Source organism: Allofustis seminis DSM 15817 (assembly GCF_000374325.1).
GTDB lineage: Bacteria > Bacillota > Bacilli > Lactobacillales > Carnobacteriaceae_A > Allofustis > Allofustis seminis.
In genome coordinates, this window is the sequence record NZ_KB894079.1 from 372,096 (window position 1) to 389,827 (window position 17,732).

The following is a 17,732-nucleotide window of genomic DNA, read 5'->3' on the forward strand; positions in this document are numbered from 1 at the left end:
TACAGATGTCACAAACTATTTAATTAATTTTTTTATCATTGAAACTATATCATCATCTTTAAGTTGTTTTTCAAAATTTACATTTAACCCATCTCTCTTTAATTCTTCAAAAAACTTCTTAGCAGATTCTATTTTTAAACTTTCTACACCTCTTAAAGTGGAGTCTTTATCTACATCCTTAGTTTCAATAATAAAGTTTATCTCTTCTTTTCCATCTTTTCTTATGACATACATAAAATCAGGACTTGTTGTTCCTCCAAAGTATAGTGGTACCTGCACACTTCTTCTTGGTATTTTGCCAAATACTACTACTTCTTCAATATTACTATCTTTGATACTATCTTTTTCTTTAGGACTATCAAAAATAAATTTATCATACAAGAAATTATCTGGAACGTTCATATTATCATCTTTAATAATACCAACAACTCCTTGCACTATCTTCTCTCTTGGATTTCCATCTATATCCGTAAGTGCAGTTTCTAATGAATTAACATCAAGTGCCTTGTAAGAAAATCTTTTTATAAAAGCACCTTCAAACCAAGTTTGAAATTCTTTTATAAAGTTATTTAGCGTATTTTTATTAAAGAATCCTTTATCTATTTTATTGGACTTATTATATTCGAGAAGTGCTTTATGCATTATCTTAGCCTGTATTCCCGTTGCACTTTGAACTTTTCTCAAAAATTCTCCATAAGGCAAAATCTCTTCTAAGATATAACAATTCGCAGTACCTTCTTTAAGTACAAATTTATTTTCTTCTGTAGCTGTTCTTTTTTCTATAGCTCTTGCAATGGTATCTCCCTCTATCCCCTTATTTAGGATATCTAAGGCACTTTTATATAATTCATCTTCTGAAATATCATCTAAAGTTAAATAATATTTTTTATTAATTTTAGACCATAGCTCTTTTATCTCTTTAAACTTATCTTTTCTAATATGAACTACACCTTGCTCTTTTTTGTTCTTATCAATGATTTTATTTTGTTCTAATCCTACATTAAATTCTGGATAAGCTGCAATAAGTTCATCTTTTTTATCAAGGATAATATTTCCTTCACGATCTATATAATCATTCAATAGAAGAAAAGCAAAAAGTTTATTTTCTTCCATTCCTCGATTTTCTGCAACTTTACTTAACATTAGATTGATATTAAGCGATATATTTTGGTTGTCCTTATTAATTTCACTTATCAAGCTTTCAGCAAAGTTTTTTTCAGAATAATCATAAAGATAAGTTAGGTAAAATTGTTCATCTGATATTCTATTTCCATATTCATCAACAGGAAGTCTAAGCCCTCGTCCTACTTCTTGTAATTTGCTTATTTCTGATCCACTTGATCTAAGTTTACATATTTGAAATACATTGGGATTATCCCAACCTTCTCTCAGTGTCCATTTCGAAAATATAAATCTTCTAGTATTCCAATTACCTTTTTCATCTTTAAAAGAAAGTAGACGCTCTTTGTCTCTTAAAATTTGGTCAACTTCTTTTTGTATGTCTTCATCTTTATTTGAATTATCTTCTGCAAAATAACCTCCATTTGTAGATGAAATATCTTTTATAGATGAGTCAAGAAAAGAAGCATATTCTTTGTGAATATCCAAATTAGAATTTACATATTTATCTTTTTCTATCTCTAATTCTTTCTTTAGTAATTCCTCAAATCTAATCCTTAAACTTCCATCTTTATCTTCTCCTCTATATGAATAAATAGAATCTATAAAAAATAAAGATAAAGTTTTAATCTTTCTTTCTCTAAAAAAGTTCTCCCTCTCTTGTTCTATATGGTTTTTTATCGCTTGTTTCATCATTAAGTCTTGATAAGTAGCGCCATATATTCCAGCATAAATTTGATCACCTTTTACTAGAATTCGACCATTGGATAAAGTGATACCTTTTTTAATATCGTCATCTTCAGTTTTTCCAATAGCACTTATAGCAATTCCGCCAAAATCACTATCAATTACAGATAAGCTATCTCCTACTCTCAATGTATAGCTTTTATTTGTCTTTTCATTTCTAATAACACAAGACTTAGGACGATATGTAATTTCCATAAGTTTTACTCTAGTTTCATTTAGACTTTCTTGTTCAATCATTTGAGTTGCGACACCTTTAACTAAATTTCTATTAAAAGCATCGAATGATCCTAAGTTAAAGATGAGATTGTTATAATCTTTTTTATCAGACTTAGCTAAATTTGGAAAGGTAGCTCCAAATCTAATCACACATAAAGGGTTGATTCTTTCTATTAATCTTTTATATGCAACATTTTCTCTTTTAAACTTATGCGGTTCATCAATGATTACAATTGGTCTAGTCGCTTTTAAAGTATCATATGGGTTTGAAAAAGTCCCAAATAATGTTTGATCATATTCATTATCCATAGTAGCTTTTGATATGAGCATACCACTCGACATTAAAAGTGCACTTATCCTATTCTTTTCTAGTGCTGTACCTCTTGCATAATCAGAAATTGCTTGAGGAAACATCTTTTTACCTCTTTTATTCTTTTGAGCATTGAGAATAGACAAAGACAATTTCTTTTCTGGATAAAGATCTGCAAAGTGTTTTTTGGCATACTCTGATTCAATAAAAGACCTTGTCCCCTCTTTTATAGGAGTTGTAGGCACTAAAAGAATAAATTTATGAAATCCATATCTTTTATTTAACTCATACATCAGCCTCGTATAGCAATAAGTCTTACCAGTGCCTGTTTCCATTCGAATATCTATACCAAAGTTTTCTTCATGACTTCCTCTAAATTCCCTTGGTATTTCCTTACCGTCAAAACTTTCCTGAATCTCTCTTATATTATCTTTTATCTTTATATCATTCTTATCAAACACAGGATTTGCAAATATATCATCTGTGTGGGTTATTGTTACACCTTCAAATACTTTACTTACTCTATCTAAACATTCTGTTTGATGAGGTAAAATGCTCAACTGAATTCCCATATTAATACCTCTCAATCAATTCTACATTTTTATTATTTCTTAGATTAAAAAGATTTTTCTTAAGTTCATGCATTACATTGAAATTTATAGAACTTGCAAAAATGACAATCCTATTTATATCTAGTTCTAAGCTTTCTATTCTTTTGATAAGTTCCATTACATCGCTTGATTCAAGCCCTTCATCAATGATATAAAGGCTATTATCTTTTTTATCAGCAACATACTTATCTAACTTATATTTTTCTGCCCCTTCACTTAATCCATATCCATCTAGTAGAAGATAGGTAGAAAGAATAGCGTCACGACCCTTAGAATTTTTTGTATCAAAAATAGAGATCATATCATTAGAAATTAATTTTGGATTATCATCGAAATAATCAAGGTCAGTAAGCACTTTTTCATCAACAGTTTCTAAGAAGTAAGTCTTAAAGCCATAGTCAATATCAGCACCTGTTTCTTCTTTTATCTTTTTGGCAGCACGTCTTATTCTTTCGCGACCAATTTCATCAATGGTTCTGTAACCTGCTTTATAAGCGGGTTTCTTTTCATCAATTACTTCAGGAAGTTGAACTAATATATATTTTCTATTAGCTCCAGCCCCCCCCCCGAATTTTGGGCGTTTTCAGCATTTAATTGCATTACTGCATGGGCTGTTGTAGCACTGCCTGAAAAGAAGTTTAGTATGATGGAGTTATTATCGTTTATCATATTAGCAATATATTTTACAAGGGTTACAGGTTTAGGAAAATCAAATATTGTTTTATTATTAAATAAAGTTCCTATCATTTTGCTAGCCTCTTCATTTGTTCCAACATTACACTCTAGTTTATTGATAATATTTGATGGTACTTTTATTCTGCTTTCTTTTCTTTCATAACGTATAGCAAATTTTTCAGTCTTTACCCAGAATACCGTACCTTTTTCAATTTCATTATCTAAAGTTTCTTGTGTCCATTTAAATTTACCTTTTAATTTCAAATCAGATGTAGACTTTCCATTTACAATTTCAATATCTTCTAAAAGCTCAACCCTATCATATTTACCTTTTGGATAAAAGCCGTTTATCTTAAAAATTATAGAATTTTTTCTAAAATTTAATTTTCTTTCTGCATTTGACTCATTTAATAAAGGCATATCACCTCCATCAATAATACCGGCTGATAATCCATTTTCTCGATTATTAGAAATCTTATAACATATAATATATTCATATTTTTTTCTTACATCTTTTGACAAACTAGGAGGTGTAGAGGTCTTATTCCATAGAAACATTGATATAAAATTCTCTTCCCCAAATATCTCATCACACATAAGCTTCAAATTAGCTTGTTCATTATCATCAATCGATATAAATATTACCCCATCATCGCTTAAAAGTTCCCTTGCCAGTATTAATCTTGGGTACATAAAGGTAAGCCATGCAGAATGGGAGCTTTTACCTTTTAGGTTGATAATCCTTTCAGCTTCTTCTTCCTCAATTCCTATCATTTCTGATAGTTTTTTGGCATCAAAAGAAAAGTCGTCTGGATAGACAAATCCATCAGAACCTGTGTTGTAGGGTGGATCAATGTAAATGCACTTAATCTTTCCTGCATAAGAACCTAGTAAATGTTTTAGCGCATCAATATTATCTCCAACGATATATAGATTTTCACTATTTTTGTTTTCATCTTTTGCATTTTCTTCTATATGTGGGGATACAAAAGTTTCTGTTTTTGTAGAGGAAAGGTATCTTGCATAAGATTTTCCTAAAAACTTTAGTTCATATCCTTCTTTGCTAAGATTGATATCACTTGTCTTTAGCATCTCCATAAATCTATCTATTAGAAATTCTCCGTCCTTATCAAAAAACTGTGGGAAATTTTGTTTTAACTTCTCAATTTCATTACTATTTGGCTTTATATTCTCATTAGCCAACATATGATCTTTTAACATAATTTTCTCCTATTCTTTCGCAAACTCTAAAATATCATCGACTTTACAATCTAGAGCATGACATATTTTTTCAATAACTTCTACAGTAACATTGCCCCCACTATTTAGCTTATTGATAGTATAGATACTAAGTCCAGAAAGTTTAGCTAAGTCTTTCTTTTTTATATCTCTACCCCGTAGCAAGTGCCAAAGTTTTTGATATGAAACACTCATATTACACCTCTCATAATTCTATGACACTACTATATCATAAATAAAATCATAGAAATATAGCGAACGCTATATTTCTATGATTGTTTTAGCGCTATTTATTTATAATTGCACCTTGGCGAATTATTCCTTCTACTTAATCCAAAACAATAGAATCGTAAAAGATTACAACTTCCAATTCATTGCTTTTTCTCTGTTCATAATAAAGTTTTTGTAAGTGCCTTCTTTTTTGATAAGTTCTTCATGTGTGCCTTCAGCTTCTATAGTGCCTTCATTTAGTATGAATATTACGACATTAGAGAATTCCTTCAAAATTTACATCCATATATTACATTAAGAATTCTAAGTGAAAATAAAAAAAATCATAACCTAGATATAATTTGGGAATATGCAGATGTTGTTGAAAACGGATGGATTTTAGAAGAAGATATTATTCCAAAACTAACTATACAAGAAAAAATACTTATTGTAACAGAGGGTAGTTCTGACACAGATATTATAAAAAAATGTATTAAACTACTTTATAGTGATATCGCAGATTTCTTTGATTTTATAGATATGGAGAAAAATTATCCTTTTACCGGAACAGGTAATTTAAAGAATTTTGTTAAAGGATTATCCAAAATAAATATTTTAAATAACATTTTAGTTATTTTAGATAATGATACAGTTGGTAAATCTGTTTATAATGATATTAAAGGAATTGATTTGCCAAATAACCTAAAGGTTATAACTCTGCCTAATTATAAAGATTTTGATAATTTTAAATGCAAGGGCCCCAGGGAGATTCTACAGAAAATATAAATGGAAAAGCAGTTTCTATAGAATGTTTTTTAGATCATAGTTCAATAGACGATGAAATTTATGTTAGATGGACTGGATTTAACGACAAGTTAATGCAATATCAAGGAAATATTGAGCCAAAAAATTTACTTATCAAATCATTTCATCAATTCTATAAAAAAGAATATGATTTTACTAAATTAAAATATCTTGTTGATTATATATTAGAAAGTTGGATTTCCATATAAATTAATTTTCGTAATATTTACTCAAAAAGACCGCAGCATGAAACTACGGTCTAATTTTTTGTCCAAATGTAAACCACTTGGAACTATTATTTAGTTTATTCTTTTTTATAAATGTTCCCATTTTAATCCCAGTTACAGTTTTTCATCTTCTGTAACAGTTGATTTTACAAGTTTTTTTAGTTTTTTGCGACTACTCCCACTCGATCGTGGCAGGTGGTTTTCCAGTGATGTCATACACGACGCGGTTAACATGTGGTACTTCATCGGTGATACGTGTTGAGATTTTTGCAAGTAGGTCAAGGGGGATACGTGCCCATTCAGCTGTTACGCCATCAACGGAGTGAATGGCGCGAATGGCTACTGTATAGTCATAGGTTCTCTTGTCATCGCGTACTCCGACACTCTTGAAGCCTGGCAAGATTGTGAAATATTGCCAAATATCGCGTTCAAGTCCGGCATTTTTGATTTCTTCACGTAAGATAGCATCACTTTCACGTACAATGGCTAATTTCTCGCGTGTAACTTCTCCGACAACGCGAACGCCTAGTCCTGGTCCTGGGAATGGTTGGCGCCATACTTGATGTTCAGGCATGCCAAGTTCTGTTCCTAAGGCGCGCACTTCATCTTTGAATAATGTATTCAGCGGTTCAATCAGTTGGAATTCTAAGTCTTCTGGGAGGCCGCCAACGTTATGGTGGCTCTTAATGGTCTCGGCAGTGTCTGTTCCGCTTTCGATAATGTCGGTATAAATGGTTCCTTGTGCAAGGAATTTAGTTCCTGCCAATTTTCTTGCTTCATCATCAAAAACTTCAATAAATTCTTTTCCGATAATTTTTCGTTTCTCTTCAGGGTTAGTTATGCCTTGTAATTTGTCCAAGAAGCGATCTGCTGCATCTACTTGAATAATATTTAGACCGAATTTGCCACTGAGGCTGTCCATTACTTCTTGGACTTCATTTTTTCTCAAAAGTCCATGATCGACAAAAATACATGTCAGTTGGTTGCCGATTGCTTTTTGAATTAGGACGCCTGTAACAGAGGAATCTACTCCACCTGACAAACCTAAAAGTACTTTTTGATCGCCAACTGTTTCGCGAATTTTTTGGACTTCTTGTTCAATAAATTGTTCCATTGTCCATTCTGCATCTAGATGGCAAATATCAAATAAGAAATGATGGAGCATGTCTAGTCCATTTTCGGTTCGTGGACTTTCAGGATGGAAATGCAAGCCATATAAATTTTTTCCGACATTTGCAATGGAAAGCAATTCGCTATCTTCACTTGTGGCAATAACTTCAAAGCCTTCTGGTATTTTTGTAATAATTTCTTTTGCTGCAAGATCTGCTTCAAAGGAGTCCATATTGGATAGGAGGGGTGTTTCTTTTGTCCAATTAGTCGGTAGTGAGTCATGATGCGTTGTTAATTTCTTCATTTCTCCGCCGAGTTGGCTTATCATTAGCTCGAGTCCATACCCAATTGCTAAAATTGGCAGGCCTGCTTCATAAATTTCTGGATCAATGGTAAATGCATCTGGCGCATCCACGTGACATGGGCTACTAGTAAAAATCAGTCCTTTTACGTTAGCTTGTTTTAATTCTTGAACTGTCGTTTTTCGCGAAACAAGCTCCGCATAAACGCCTGCTTCACGAACTAAACGGGTAATGCGTTGATTCATTTGGCTACCAAAGTCAATGACTGCAATTTTGTCCAAATTCTTCATTCCTTTGATTTTCATCTTTTATCGATCCCCCATTTTTATAATTTCGAAAAGTTAATGTTTTCGAAGTAAGATTTTGTCAATATAATGGTCGACTGTCTTGTGCAAAATAAGATCTGCACGAAACCTCGTCGGCAAGATATATTCTACCAGATTCACCTCATTCACGTCTTGCCATATCCCTTGAGCATATGCAATTGCCTCGGTTAGTGGAACATCTGCAAAGCGTGTATAATAGTTGTCTGGATTTTTGAAAGAGGTATTCACTAAGAGGCGGAAACGGTCCAAGTACCATTTTTCGATATATTCGGGTTTTGCATCAACATACAAATTAAAATCAAAAAAATCACTGGCATAAATTTTCTCATTTGATGGAAGCTGCAATGTATTAATGCCTTCCACAATTAAAATGTCAGGTTGATTAACGATTTGATATTCATCTGGAATAATATTATAAAATTCATGAGAATATTTAGGGACTCTAATATTCGGCGTGCCTGCTTTTACTTGCCCCATAAAGTTAATCAGGCGATCCATATCATAACTTTCTGGAAAGCCTTTACGGTGCATGATATGTCGCTCTTTTAAAATCTCATTCGGGAATAAAAAGCCGTCCGTTGTAATCAAATCTATTTTGAGTGCTTTATAATATTCATTCAAAATTATCTGCAATACGCGAGCGAGCGTACTTTTTCCTACGGCCACACTTCCAGCAATTCCTATGACATAAGTTTCATGCTGTGGTGATTGATTGAGCAATTTACGCATGGCACGCTGACGTTTTAAATAATTCTCATATCGAATATTCAAAACTGATAAAATGGGCAGATAGACTTCTTTAACATCTTTCAAAGATACTTTATCATTTAAAGCGCGAACGGACTCTAATTCTTCATTCGTCATCGAAATCATTTGCGTTTTATTCAATTTTTTCCATTCTTGGCGATCCATAATATAGTAAGCATTTGATTGTTGCATAAATTTTCTCCAATTTTTTATTTGCCTTTATAGTACCACAAAGGTCATTTATTTTTTGGAGAATGTTAAGAGTTTTAAGTTTTTTTAAATAACTTGTGCTATGCTATGACTATTATGACAAAAGAAAGGACACGCAACATGAACATACAGCATGGAATAGGTACTGCGCATGGGAAAATTATTCTCATTGGAGAGCATGCCGTTGTATACGGTGCTCCAGCTCTCGCGTTACCTTTACAAGATTTAACCATTCGGGTTGAGATTACGCCAGATAAGGATTTTACAACCCTTCATTCAAAATATTTTAATGGAAAATTACATGAAGCACCGAGTGATTTGGATAATTTAAAAGCTATTCTGCACCATTTCATGAATGATCATCCTGAATTTTCAAAGCCACTTTGTATAACGATTGATAATACGCTACCATCAGAGCGTGGAATGGGAAGTAGTGCTGCTGTTGCGACAGCGTTGGTGCGTGCACTTTTTGATTATTTTGCACTACCACTTTCTGAAGAAGAATTGGATGAATATGTTGACATTGCTGAAAAAATTGCACATGGCAATCCAAGTGGGGTCGATGCGCTTATCGTAAAAAATGACATGCCTTTTTTATTTAAAAAAAATACTTATGCAAAAAAAATTACATTACATATGCCCGGTTATTTGGTTATTGCTGATACAGGACAAGTTGGTCAGACAAGAGGTGCTGTAGCAGGTGTGGCAGAATATCGCAAAGAAAATATACAGAAATTTGAAAAAGAATTTGAAGAAATTTTAGCACTTATTGAACATACATTAAGCGCAATCAATGAGAAAGATTTAGAAGCATTAGGAATGGCGATGAATGAAACCCAAGATATTTTAAGAAATTGGACCGTCAGCAATGAAAAGTTAGATGAATTAACATCTGCTGCTCTAAAAGCAGGAGCCATTGGAGCAAAACTTACTGGAAGCGGTCGTGGTGGCTGTATGATTGCTTTAGCTTCAAACTTTGAAAAAGCCGAAGAAATTGCCCATACGCTAGAACAAAGTGGCGCTGTCAGCACATGGATTCATTCATTAAATCGTTAAAGGGAGGACAAAATGAATACAAAAAGTTCAGATTGGATGCGAGCTTATGCTAATATTGCTTTCATCAAATATTGGGGGAAAAAAGATGAAGCACTCCTCCTTCCGCAAAACAATTCATTATCCTTAACATTGGATGCTTTTTATACTGATACAAAAGTCGAATTTTCAAAAGATTTAATGGCGGACGAGCTATGGATTAATGGGCAAAAACAAGAAGCACATGCTTTAAAAAAAGTTCAGCAAATTTTAGATATTGCAAGAGAGTTAGGACAAGTTACGGAATATGCTAAAGTTTCTTCTTATAATGCTGTACCAACTGCTGCCGGCTTGGCAAGTTCGGCATCAGGGCTTGCTGCACTTACTGCTGCAGTAGATGATGCCTTAGGCCTTCATTTATCAAAACAAGAACTTTCATGTCTAGCACGCCGCGGATCAGGTTCTGCTTGTCGCAGTATTTTTGGCGGATTTGTCGAGTGGCAACAAGGAACAGATGATAGCGATTCATATGCTATTCCCATTGATGAAGCAAATTGGGATATTGGCATGATTTTTGTCATTGTTCATGATGGTAAAAAAGATATCTCAAGTACTGAAGGTATGCGTAGAGCCGTTGAGACATCTCCTTTTTATAATGCATGGAAATCATCTTGTGAAAAAGATTTACATGAAATAAAAAAAGCAATTAAGCAACGCAACCTTGAACGTGTCGGCCAAATTGCTGAGCATAGTGCGCTGAAGATGCATTCACTTAATTTTAGTGCACAACCCCCTTTTAATTATTGGTCGCCTGAAAGTATTCAGGTCATGAATTGCGTCAAAGATTTACGAAAAGCTGGATATGTGGCCTATTTCACAATGGATGCTGGACCTAATGTTAAAATTATTTGCAAAGCAAGTGAAATGGATATCATATATGACAAATTATTGTCGAATTATTCCCCAGACCAACTCGTAAAAGCCCTTCCAGGACCTGGTGTCCAAAAAGTAAATGAAGATCAGGTGATGATCATTGAAGATTAAACCTATTCAAGTTCCCGGAAAAATTTATATTGCAGGAGAATATTCTATATTAAGTCCAGGGCATTGTGCAATTGTTGCAGCCATTGATCGTTATATAACATTTGAAGCACAGCTGACTTCTGCCAAATCTGCAACAATCTATTCGGAAGGCTTTATGAAGCGCCCTATTCGCTGGGGCCGTCTAGCTTCAGGGGAGATTATTCTAAAGAGTAAATTTCATTTTAAATATGTTGTCAAAGCAATCGAAATAGCGGAGCGTTACGTAAAAGAAGTCAAAAATATAAAAAGTCTCCCTTACTATTCATTGCATACTACCACTCAATTAAAAAATGAAGCGGGACAAAAATTCGGTCTGGGATCAAGTGCCGCTATTACCATTGGTACAATTCGCATAGTGTTAGAGATATTCAAAGTTCCTTATGATGCAGAGTTACTCTTTAAATTGGGAGTCATTACACATCTATCCATCAATGCTACTGGTTCTTATGGTGACTTAGCAGCATCCGCTTATGGTGGCTTAATTGAGTATACGAATTTTGATCGCGAAAAAATAACAAAATTGTTGCGCCATTCAACAATTCAACAAATAATTTATAATGATTGGAATTCATTTAATGTTAAACCGTTGCATCTGACAAATGATTGGCAAATGCTAATCGGGTGGACCGGTCATCCTGCTTCTACACATCATTTAATTCGGCGTGCACACCCTAAAGATAAGTCATCAAAAGAATACAAAATCCTATTGCATAATATTCAAGAAATGGTTAAATTAGCAACTTCAGCTATTGAACATCAGCAATTTGATATTTTCTCGCAGGCTATTTGTTGTAATCAGCAATTAATGTTGAAATTAGAACCTTTCACGAAAAAAACAATTGAAACAACCGCTTTAAAAGAACTTGTTGCAATCTGTACTCGCTATCATGTGCCCGCAAAAATATCAGGCGCTGGTGGTGGCGACTGTGGTATTGGATTTGCACGTCAAACTACAACAAAAGCAACGATCACCAAAGAATGGCGTAAAAATAATATTACGCCACTCAATTTAACTATTACCCCACCTTTACAAAAGGAGGATTTCAATGAAAGATAATCGTAAAAATGAACATGTTTCACTTGCGGAACATTTCTATCCGATGCACGCTGAAACATCTTCCTTTTCAAATATTCGTTTCGTGCCACAATCGCTGCCTGCTTTCGATGTTTTAGACATCTCTTTAACTACTTCTTTTTTAGGAATGAAGCAGCCACTTCCTTATTTTATTAATGCAATGACAGGCGGAAGTGAGTGGACAAAACATGTTAATCAAAAACTTGCACAAGTCGCTAAGGCACTTCAAATTCCTATGGCACTTGGTTCATTGAGTGCAGCCTTGAAAGATGAAAGCGTTGCTGATTCTTATACCATTGTTCGCCAAATATACCCTGATGGAGTGATACTCGCCAACCTTGGTGCAGGATGTACAGCTGAGTCTGCTCAAAAAGCGATCGATTTAATTCAAGCAGATGCTTTACAAATTCATCTAAATGTTGCACAAGAACTCGTGATGCCTGAGGGGGATCGTCATTTCAAAAAATGGAAACAAAATATTTTAGAAATTATTGATGCCATTGATCGACCAATTATTGTAAAAGAGGTCGGCTTTGGTATGAGTCGCCAAACAATTGAATGGTTGGACAAGGCAGGTGTCGCTGCAATTGATATCAGTGGGCGTGGCGGTACGAATTTTGCACAGATTGAAAATTATCGCCGAAAAAAACAACAGCTTGCAGATCTCTCTTCTTTTGAAACATGGGGTCTTACAACACCTGAAGCGTTATTAGAAGCAAATGAAGTACAGCCTCATGCTCAAATTATCGCTTCTGGTGGCATTAAATCACCGCTAGATATTATCAAAGCATTAGCACTAGGAGCAGATGCTGTTGGAATCTCTGGTAAAATATTGCACTTAGCCATTAAAGATCCACAACATGCAATTGATATTTTGCATGAATGGAATGAAGAACTCATCAAATGGATGGTACTATTAAATGCTCAGGCACCCAAAGCATTACACCAGACAGATCTTATCTTTGAAGGAGACTTACTCAATTGGTGCAATCATCGTGCAATCCAAACAAAAAATTATAGCTTTCGTTCAAATTATAATGACTAAATATAAAAAGAAGCTACTGCTGTTACTATTTCTTCTTAAATCTTTTAAGAAGCACAAGGCAGCAGTAGCTTTCTTTTTTTAATTATTGAATAATTTCATGGATTAGTGTGATATCTTGTGGATGGTCGCCAATGACAATATTTTCTATTAATTTATTAATTGTCTCACTTACATCTTCTTGATCAGCATAGATAGTAACAAGAACATCTCCTTTTGCTACAGGATTTCCAATTTTTTTATGAAGTTCTAGACCAACGGCCAAATCAAGTTCAGATTCTTTTGTTGCACGACCTGCACCTAAAATCATTGCGGCAATTCCAATTTCGTTAGCATTCATTGATTCAATGTAACCTTCACGATCAGCTTTTACTTCAAATTGATAGCGTGCTTGTGGAAGTAGTTCTGGATGGTCAATGACATCTGGATTGCCACCTTGAGCTTCAACAAATACTTTCATCTTTTCAAGGGCAGCGCCTGACTGAATGGCATCAATTAATTTTTCGTGCGCTTCTTCTAAAGAATTTGCACCTTTTCCTAAATAAACCATTTGACTACCAAGTGTTAGGCAAAGTTCTGTTAGATCTTCTGGCCCTTCTCCTTTTAATGTATCAATGGCTTCTTTTACTTCGAGGGCATTTCCTATCATTCGTCCTAGTGGTTGATTCATATCGCTGATGACTGCCATTGTTTGACGACCGACTGATTTGCCAATATTTACCATTGTCTGGGCAAGTGTCTCTGCATGTTTGATATCTTTCATAAAGGCTCCTGAGCCGACTTTTACATCAAGAACGATAGCATCACTTCCAGAAGCAATTTTCTTGCTCATGATAGAACTTGCAATAAGTGGAATTGATTGAACAGTTCCCGTTACATCACGTAAAGCATAAATTGCTTTATCGGCTGGCGTTAAGTTACCCGTCTGGCCAATTACTGCGATTTTATTCTTATTAACCATTTCAGCGAATTCATCTTCTTCAATTTCAATATGAAATCCTTCAATGGATTCCAATTTATCAAGGGTGCCACCTGTATGACCTAAGCCGCGTCCGCTCATTTTAGCAACAGGTATTCCTAATGCAGCAACGAGTGGTGCTAAAACAAGTGTCGTTGTATCGCCAACCCCACCTGTCGAGTGTTTGTCAACTTTTACTCCCTCAATAGCTGAAAGGTCAATTTGATCTCCAGACTCGACCATTGCCATCGTTAGCTCTTTTAACTCCTCAGTCTCCATCCCATTAAAATAAATGGCCATTAACATTGCGCTCATTTGATAGTCTGGGATATCTCCTGCTGTATATCCTTCAATCATAAATTTGATTTCTTCCGGAGTTAAGACGTGGTTGTCTCTTTTTTTAGCAATTAAATCGATCATTCTCATGTTTTGTTCCTCCATTTGTTGCTTAATGTCTTACTTCTATTACTTTTATGTCTTGATCTGTGCCTATAATAATTTGATTTACGATATCAATAAATAATCCATGCTCTACGACTCCGACCAATGTCGATAATTCATGTGCTAGCTCTTTAGGATGGGCAATCTTTTCTAGATGCAAATCAATAATATAATGGCCGCCATCTGTTTTTAGCTTCTCACCTGTGTCATTTAAGCGAAAAGTGGGTTTATAATTCTTTTCTTGAAAATATTTGAACAAATGCTCGCTACCATAAGGGACGACTTCAATAGGAAGTGGAAAAGCTCCCAATTCTTGTACTTGTTTACTTTCATCAATAATCCAAATATTTTTATTAGAATAAGTAGCAACAATTTTTTCAAATAGTAACGCTGCCCCGCCGCCTTTTATTCCTTGATAATCTTTTGAGATTTCATCGGCACCGTCAATTGTCAAATCAATATGGTCCACATCATCTAGATCTTTAATGACAATTCCTAATTGTTTTGCTTGCTCGCTTGTACGTTCAGAGGTTGTGACACACTCGATGTTTAGATTCTCTTCGCGAATACGGCGCCCGACTTCTTCCACCATATAATACACAGTCGAACCTGTTCCTAATCCGATCGTCATTCCTGATGTAATATATTGTGCTGCAGCAATTCCTGCACGCTTTTTTGGATTCAATAAAATCACCCTTTCACAAAAATAAAACGCTATCATTAATTCATTATATCACAATCTTTTTATTTTTTTAGGTCTTTCCTTATTTTTTCACAAGAAACTGCTTATTTTAAAAAAAAAAAAAAAAACACTTAGTGCTATCAAAAATATTAGCATCTAAGTGTCTTTGTTTGGTTATTCACTAACTTCTTCACCAATAATGTGAACTTCTGTTTCTAATATCACATCATATTTTTCTTTTATGACGGCTTGAATGTGTGCAATTAATTTCACATAATCCGTAGCGGTAGCATGATCAATATTCACAATAAAACCTGCATGTTTAGTGGAGATTTGTGCTCCACCCCATTGAAGTCCTTGAAGCCCTGCATCTTGAATTAATTTTCCAGTAAAATGTCCTTCTGGGCGCTTAAACACTGACCCACATGAAGGATATTCTAATGGTTGTTTAGAAGTGCGTAGTTCTGTTAGCTCGTCCATCTTACTGCGAATGTCTTGAACATTTCCTGGACTTAAGGCGAAAGTCACTTCAAGCACTATATCGCCAGTTTTTTGAACTAGACTATGACGGTAGGAAAAATCTAAGTCAGCATGAGTATATGTTTTTATTTCGCCCGCACGTGTGATAACGGTTGCCTTTTCAATGCAATCTTTGACTTCGCCACCATAAGCTCCTGCGTTCATATAAAGTGCGCCACCAACACTTCCAGGAATACCACAAGCAAATTCCAGCCCTGTTAAATGATGTTGACAAGCTTGTTCACTTGCATCAATTAAAGCTGCTCCTGCTTGTGCAACCACTTTGTTATCGGCAACTGCAATCTGATCCAAAGCCGTTAGCATCATTACGACACCACGAATCCCGCCATCGCGTACGATTAAATTACTTGCATTTCCTAAAATAGTGAGCGGTAGCTGCTTTTCATTCACCCAGTTGATAATTTCTTTAACTTGAGCTACTGTTTCAGGGAAGACGACATAATCTGCTGGTCCGCCCGTTTGCGTATAAGTATATTGGGATAAATGTTCGTCCTTTTTAATTCGTAAGTTTGGAAATTTCTCTCTAATATAGTGCAAATCTCTCCATCTCCCTCATTCTATTCATGAATAAGTATACGATAATTTTAGCATGAACTTTTAAAAAAGCAACCACAGGTCAGTGGTTGCTCCTTATTCATTAATCTTCTATTTCTTCTTCTGGTTCAATCGCATCACAAAGTTCTGCAGTCACTTCGATTTGGTGCTCAGGATCAGGGCGCGAAATCAAACCATAAATGCGACCATTTTCAATATGATCCATTTCAATCACTGCATCATTGATACGAATTTTGACATTATCCGTACTTCGTGGCACATAGCCCAACTTCTCAATGATTAATCCCGCAATGGTATCGAATTCATCTGAAGATAAATGTTGACCAAAAAATTCATTATATTTTTCGATTGAAAGCGTCCCATTTAAGTAATAGACGCCTCCTCCCAGATGGCGAATCTCTGAGATATCGTGCAAGTCTGTTTCATCATCAATTTCGCCGACAATTTCTTCTAGCAAGTCCTCCATAGTGACTATACCTTCCACGCCACCATATTCATCAATTAAGATGGCCATATGTTGCTGCTGACGTTTGAATTCAATCAACAAATCATCAATATAAATCGTTGCGGGCACAAATAGTGGCTCATTGGCAATGTCTTCCAAATTCACATCATTTATGCCATTTTGACTAATCGCTTTAAAAAGATTTTTTACATGGATCACGCCAATTACATTATCTTTTTCTTCTTGATAAAGTGGTAAGCGTGAAAAAGGACTGTCAATCATCTCTTGCAAATTCTCTTCAAATGGGTCTTCAATATTTAACATTTCAGTATCTGTACGTGGCACCATGACTTCACGTGCAATCTTTGAATCCAATGAGAGCACGCCTTCCATCATGGAAAGCTCTTCTACATCCATCCCGCCCGTCTCGCGACTTTCCGATAAAATAGCTTGCATCTCATCACGCGTAAATTTTTCTTTCGTTTCAGAAAAATTAATAGGTGTGATTTTTTGCAAAAAGGCGGTCGCTACAGAAAGTAACCACACAAATGGGCGGAAAAACTTACGTGAAAGATAAATAATTCCACTAGTAGCCATTGCTACTTTTTCAGGCATTTGTAGTGCTATCTTCTTCGGAAACCATTCTCCTAGAACAAGCGAAATATTTGCCAATATAATAGTCACAATAACTGTAGCAACTATCTTGACTCCTGAAAAGTCTGGCAACATTTCTACCACATAATGACTGAAAGTAAGTGCTGCTAATGCACTCGATAAAAGGCTCGCTAGCGTAATCGCCACTTGAAGGGTTGCTAAAAAGCTATCCGAATCTTTCAAAAGTTCTAAAACTCTCTTAGCTTTTTTGTTACCTTCTTCTGCTGAACATTCCATCTTCAATGGATTAATCGAAACAAAGGCAATCTCTGCTGCTGAAAAAAAGGCATTGATGGCCGTTAATATGATAATGATGATCAATGGTATAAATAACGAATTCCCCGAGGGATCCATGGAAATACTCTCTCCTCT

The 17,732-nt window shown here is 34.8% G+C and carries 17 protein-coding genes; 6 read left to right on the top strand and 11 right to left on the bottom strand.

Annotated features, from left to right (window positions below; genetic code table 11):
- Positions 1-15 precede the first annotated feature (15 nt).
- The 5 genes from C231_RS0101715 to C231_RS08530 form a co-directional block, all read right to left on the bottom strand.
- Positions 16-2,964, bottom strand: a complete 2,949-nt coding sequence (locus tag C231_RS0101715; RefSeq protein ID WP_018658936.1) for a type III restriction-modification system endonuclease — start codon at positions 2,962-2,964, stop codon at positions 16-18.
- Position 2,965: 1 nt separating this feature from the next.
- Complete coding sequence (locus C231_RS08675) at positions 2,966-3,358, bottom strand: hypothetical protein (RefSeq protein ID WP_026314294.1); 393 nt, start codon at positions 3,356-3,358, stop codon at positions 2,966-2,968.
- Positions 3,359-3,534: 176 nt separating this feature from the next.
- Positions 3,535-4,899, bottom strand: coding sequence for a site-specific DNA-methyltransferase (locus C231_RS07565; protein ID WP_051079232.1), 1,365 nt, complete (start codon positions 4,897-4,899; stop codon positions 3,535-3,537).
- 9 nt (positions 4,900-4,908) lie between these two features.
- The gene (locus tag C231_RS0101730) at positions 4,909-5,112 is read right to left on the bottom strand and encodes a helix-turn-helix domain-containing protein (protein ID WP_018658937.1); all 204 of its coding nucleotides are present in this window, start codon (positions 5,110-5,112) and stop codon (positions 4,909-4,911) included.
- A 162-nt stretch (positions 5,113-5,274) separates the two neighbouring features.
- Positions 5,275-5,421 (bottom strand): hypothetical protein, encoded by a 147-nt coding sequence (locus tag C231_RS08530; RefSeq protein WP_018658938.1) that lies wholly within the window; start codon positions 5,419-5,421, stop codon positions 5,275-5,277.
- Positions 5,422-5,448: 27 nt separating this feature from the next.
- Here C231_RS08530 and C231_RS08830 point away from each other — a divergent pair, with 27 nt between their 5' ends.
- Positions 5,449-5,913: a HEPN/Toprim-associated domain-containing protein gene (locus C231_RS08830; protein WP_425386741.1), complete on the top strand. Its 465-nt coding sequence runs from the start codon at positions 5,449-5,451 to the stop codon at positions 5,911-5,913.
- Positions 5,877-6,140 (top strand): hypothetical protein, encoded by a 264-nt coding sequence (locus tag C231_RS08165; protein WP_018658939.1) that lies wholly within the window; start codon positions 5,877-5,879, stop codon positions 6,138-6,140. The genes C231_RS08830 and C231_RS08165 overlap by 37 nt, the downstream gene beginning before the upstream one ends.
- Positions 6,141-6,330: 190 nt before the next feature.
- On the opposite strand, the gene guaA is transcribed toward C231_RS08165, so the two are convergent.
- Positions 6,331-7,875, bottom strand: coding sequence for a glutamine-hydrolyzing GMP synthase (gene guaA, locus C231_RS0101745; RefSeq protein ID WP_018658940.1), 1,545 nt, complete (start codon positions 7,873-7,875; stop codon positions 6,331-6,333).
- 36 nt (positions 7,876-7,911) lie between these two features.
- The gene (coaA, locus tag C231_RS0101750; RefSeq protein ID WP_018658941.1) at positions 7,912-8,835 is read right to left on the bottom strand and encodes a type I pantothenate kinase; all 924 of its coding nucleotides are present in this window, start codon (positions 8,833-8,835) and stop codon (positions 7,912-7,914) included.
- Between the two features lie 138 nt (positions 8,836-8,973).
- On the opposite strand from coaA, the gene mvk reads away from it, so the two are divergent.
- Genes mvk through fni form a run of 4 tightly spaced genes read left to right on the top strand, consistent with a single transcriptional unit; the run spans position 8,974 to position 13,088 of the window.
- Positions 8,974-9,909 carry a mevalonate kinase gene (mvk, locus tag C231_RS0101755; RefSeq protein ID WP_018658942.1) on the top strand — a complete coding sequence of 312 codons (936 nt, stop codon included), beginning with the start codon at positions 8,974-8,976 and terminating at the stop codon, positions 9,907-9,909.
- A 12-nt stretch (positions 9,910-9,921) separates the two neighbouring features.
- Positions 9,922-10,929 (top strand): diphosphomevalonate decarboxylase, encoded by a 1,008-nt coding sequence (gene mvaD, locus C231_RS0101760; protein ID WP_018658943.1) that lies wholly within the window; start codon positions 9,922-9,924, stop codon positions 10,927-10,929.
- A complete protein-coding gene (locus tag C231_RS0101765) occupies positions 10,919-12,025 on the top strand; it encodes a phosphomevalonate kinase (protein WP_018658944.1) in 1,107 nt (368 codons plus the stop codon). Before mvaD ends, C231_RS0101765 begins: the two co-directional genes overlap by 11 nt.
- Positions 12,015-13,088 carry a type 2 isopentenyl-diphosphate Delta-isomerase gene (fni, locus tag C231_RS07575; RefSeq protein ID WP_018658945.1) on the top strand — a complete coding sequence of 358 codons (1,074 nt, stop codon included), beginning with the start codon at positions 12,015-12,017 and terminating at the stop codon, positions 13,086-13,088. Before C231_RS0101765 ends, fni begins: the two co-directional genes overlap by 11 nt.
- Positions 13,089-13,170: 82 nt before the next feature.
- Here fni and C231_RS0101775 read toward each other — a convergent pair whose 3' ends face one another.
- The 4 genes from C231_RS0101775 to C231_RS0101790 all read right to left on the bottom strand — a co-directional run bounded on the left by C231_RS0101775 (position 13,171) and on the right by C231_RS0101790 (position 17,714).
- Complete coding sequence (locus C231_RS0101775; protein ID WP_018658946.1) at positions 13,171-14,469, bottom strand: pyrimidine-nucleoside phosphorylase; 1,299 nt, start codon at positions 14,467-14,469, stop codon at positions 13,171-13,173.
- Between the two features lie 22 nt (positions 14,470-14,491).
- The gene (gene rpiA, locus C231_RS0101780) at positions 14,492-15,169 is read right to left on the bottom strand and encodes a ribose-5-phosphate isomerase RpiA (RefSeq protein ID WP_018658947.1); all 678 of its coding nucleotides are present in this window, start codon (positions 15,167-15,169) and stop codon (positions 14,492-14,494) included.
- A gap of 171 nt (positions 15,170-15,340) precedes the next feature.
- The gene (gene murB / locus C231_RS0101785) at positions 15,341-16,243 is read right to left on the bottom strand and encodes a UDP-N-acetylmuramate dehydrogenase (RefSeq protein ID WP_018658948.1); all 903 of its coding nucleotides are present in this window, start codon (positions 16,241-16,243) and stop codon (positions 15,341-15,343) included.
- A gap of 100 nt (positions 16,244-16,343) precedes the next feature.
- Positions 16,344-17,714 carry a hemolysin family protein gene (locus C231_RS0101790; protein WP_018658949.1) on the bottom strand — a complete coding sequence of 457 codons (1,371 nt, stop codon included), beginning with the start codon at positions 17,712-17,714 and terminating at the stop codon, positions 16,344-16,346.
- Positions 17,715-17,732: the final 18 nt, after the last annotated feature.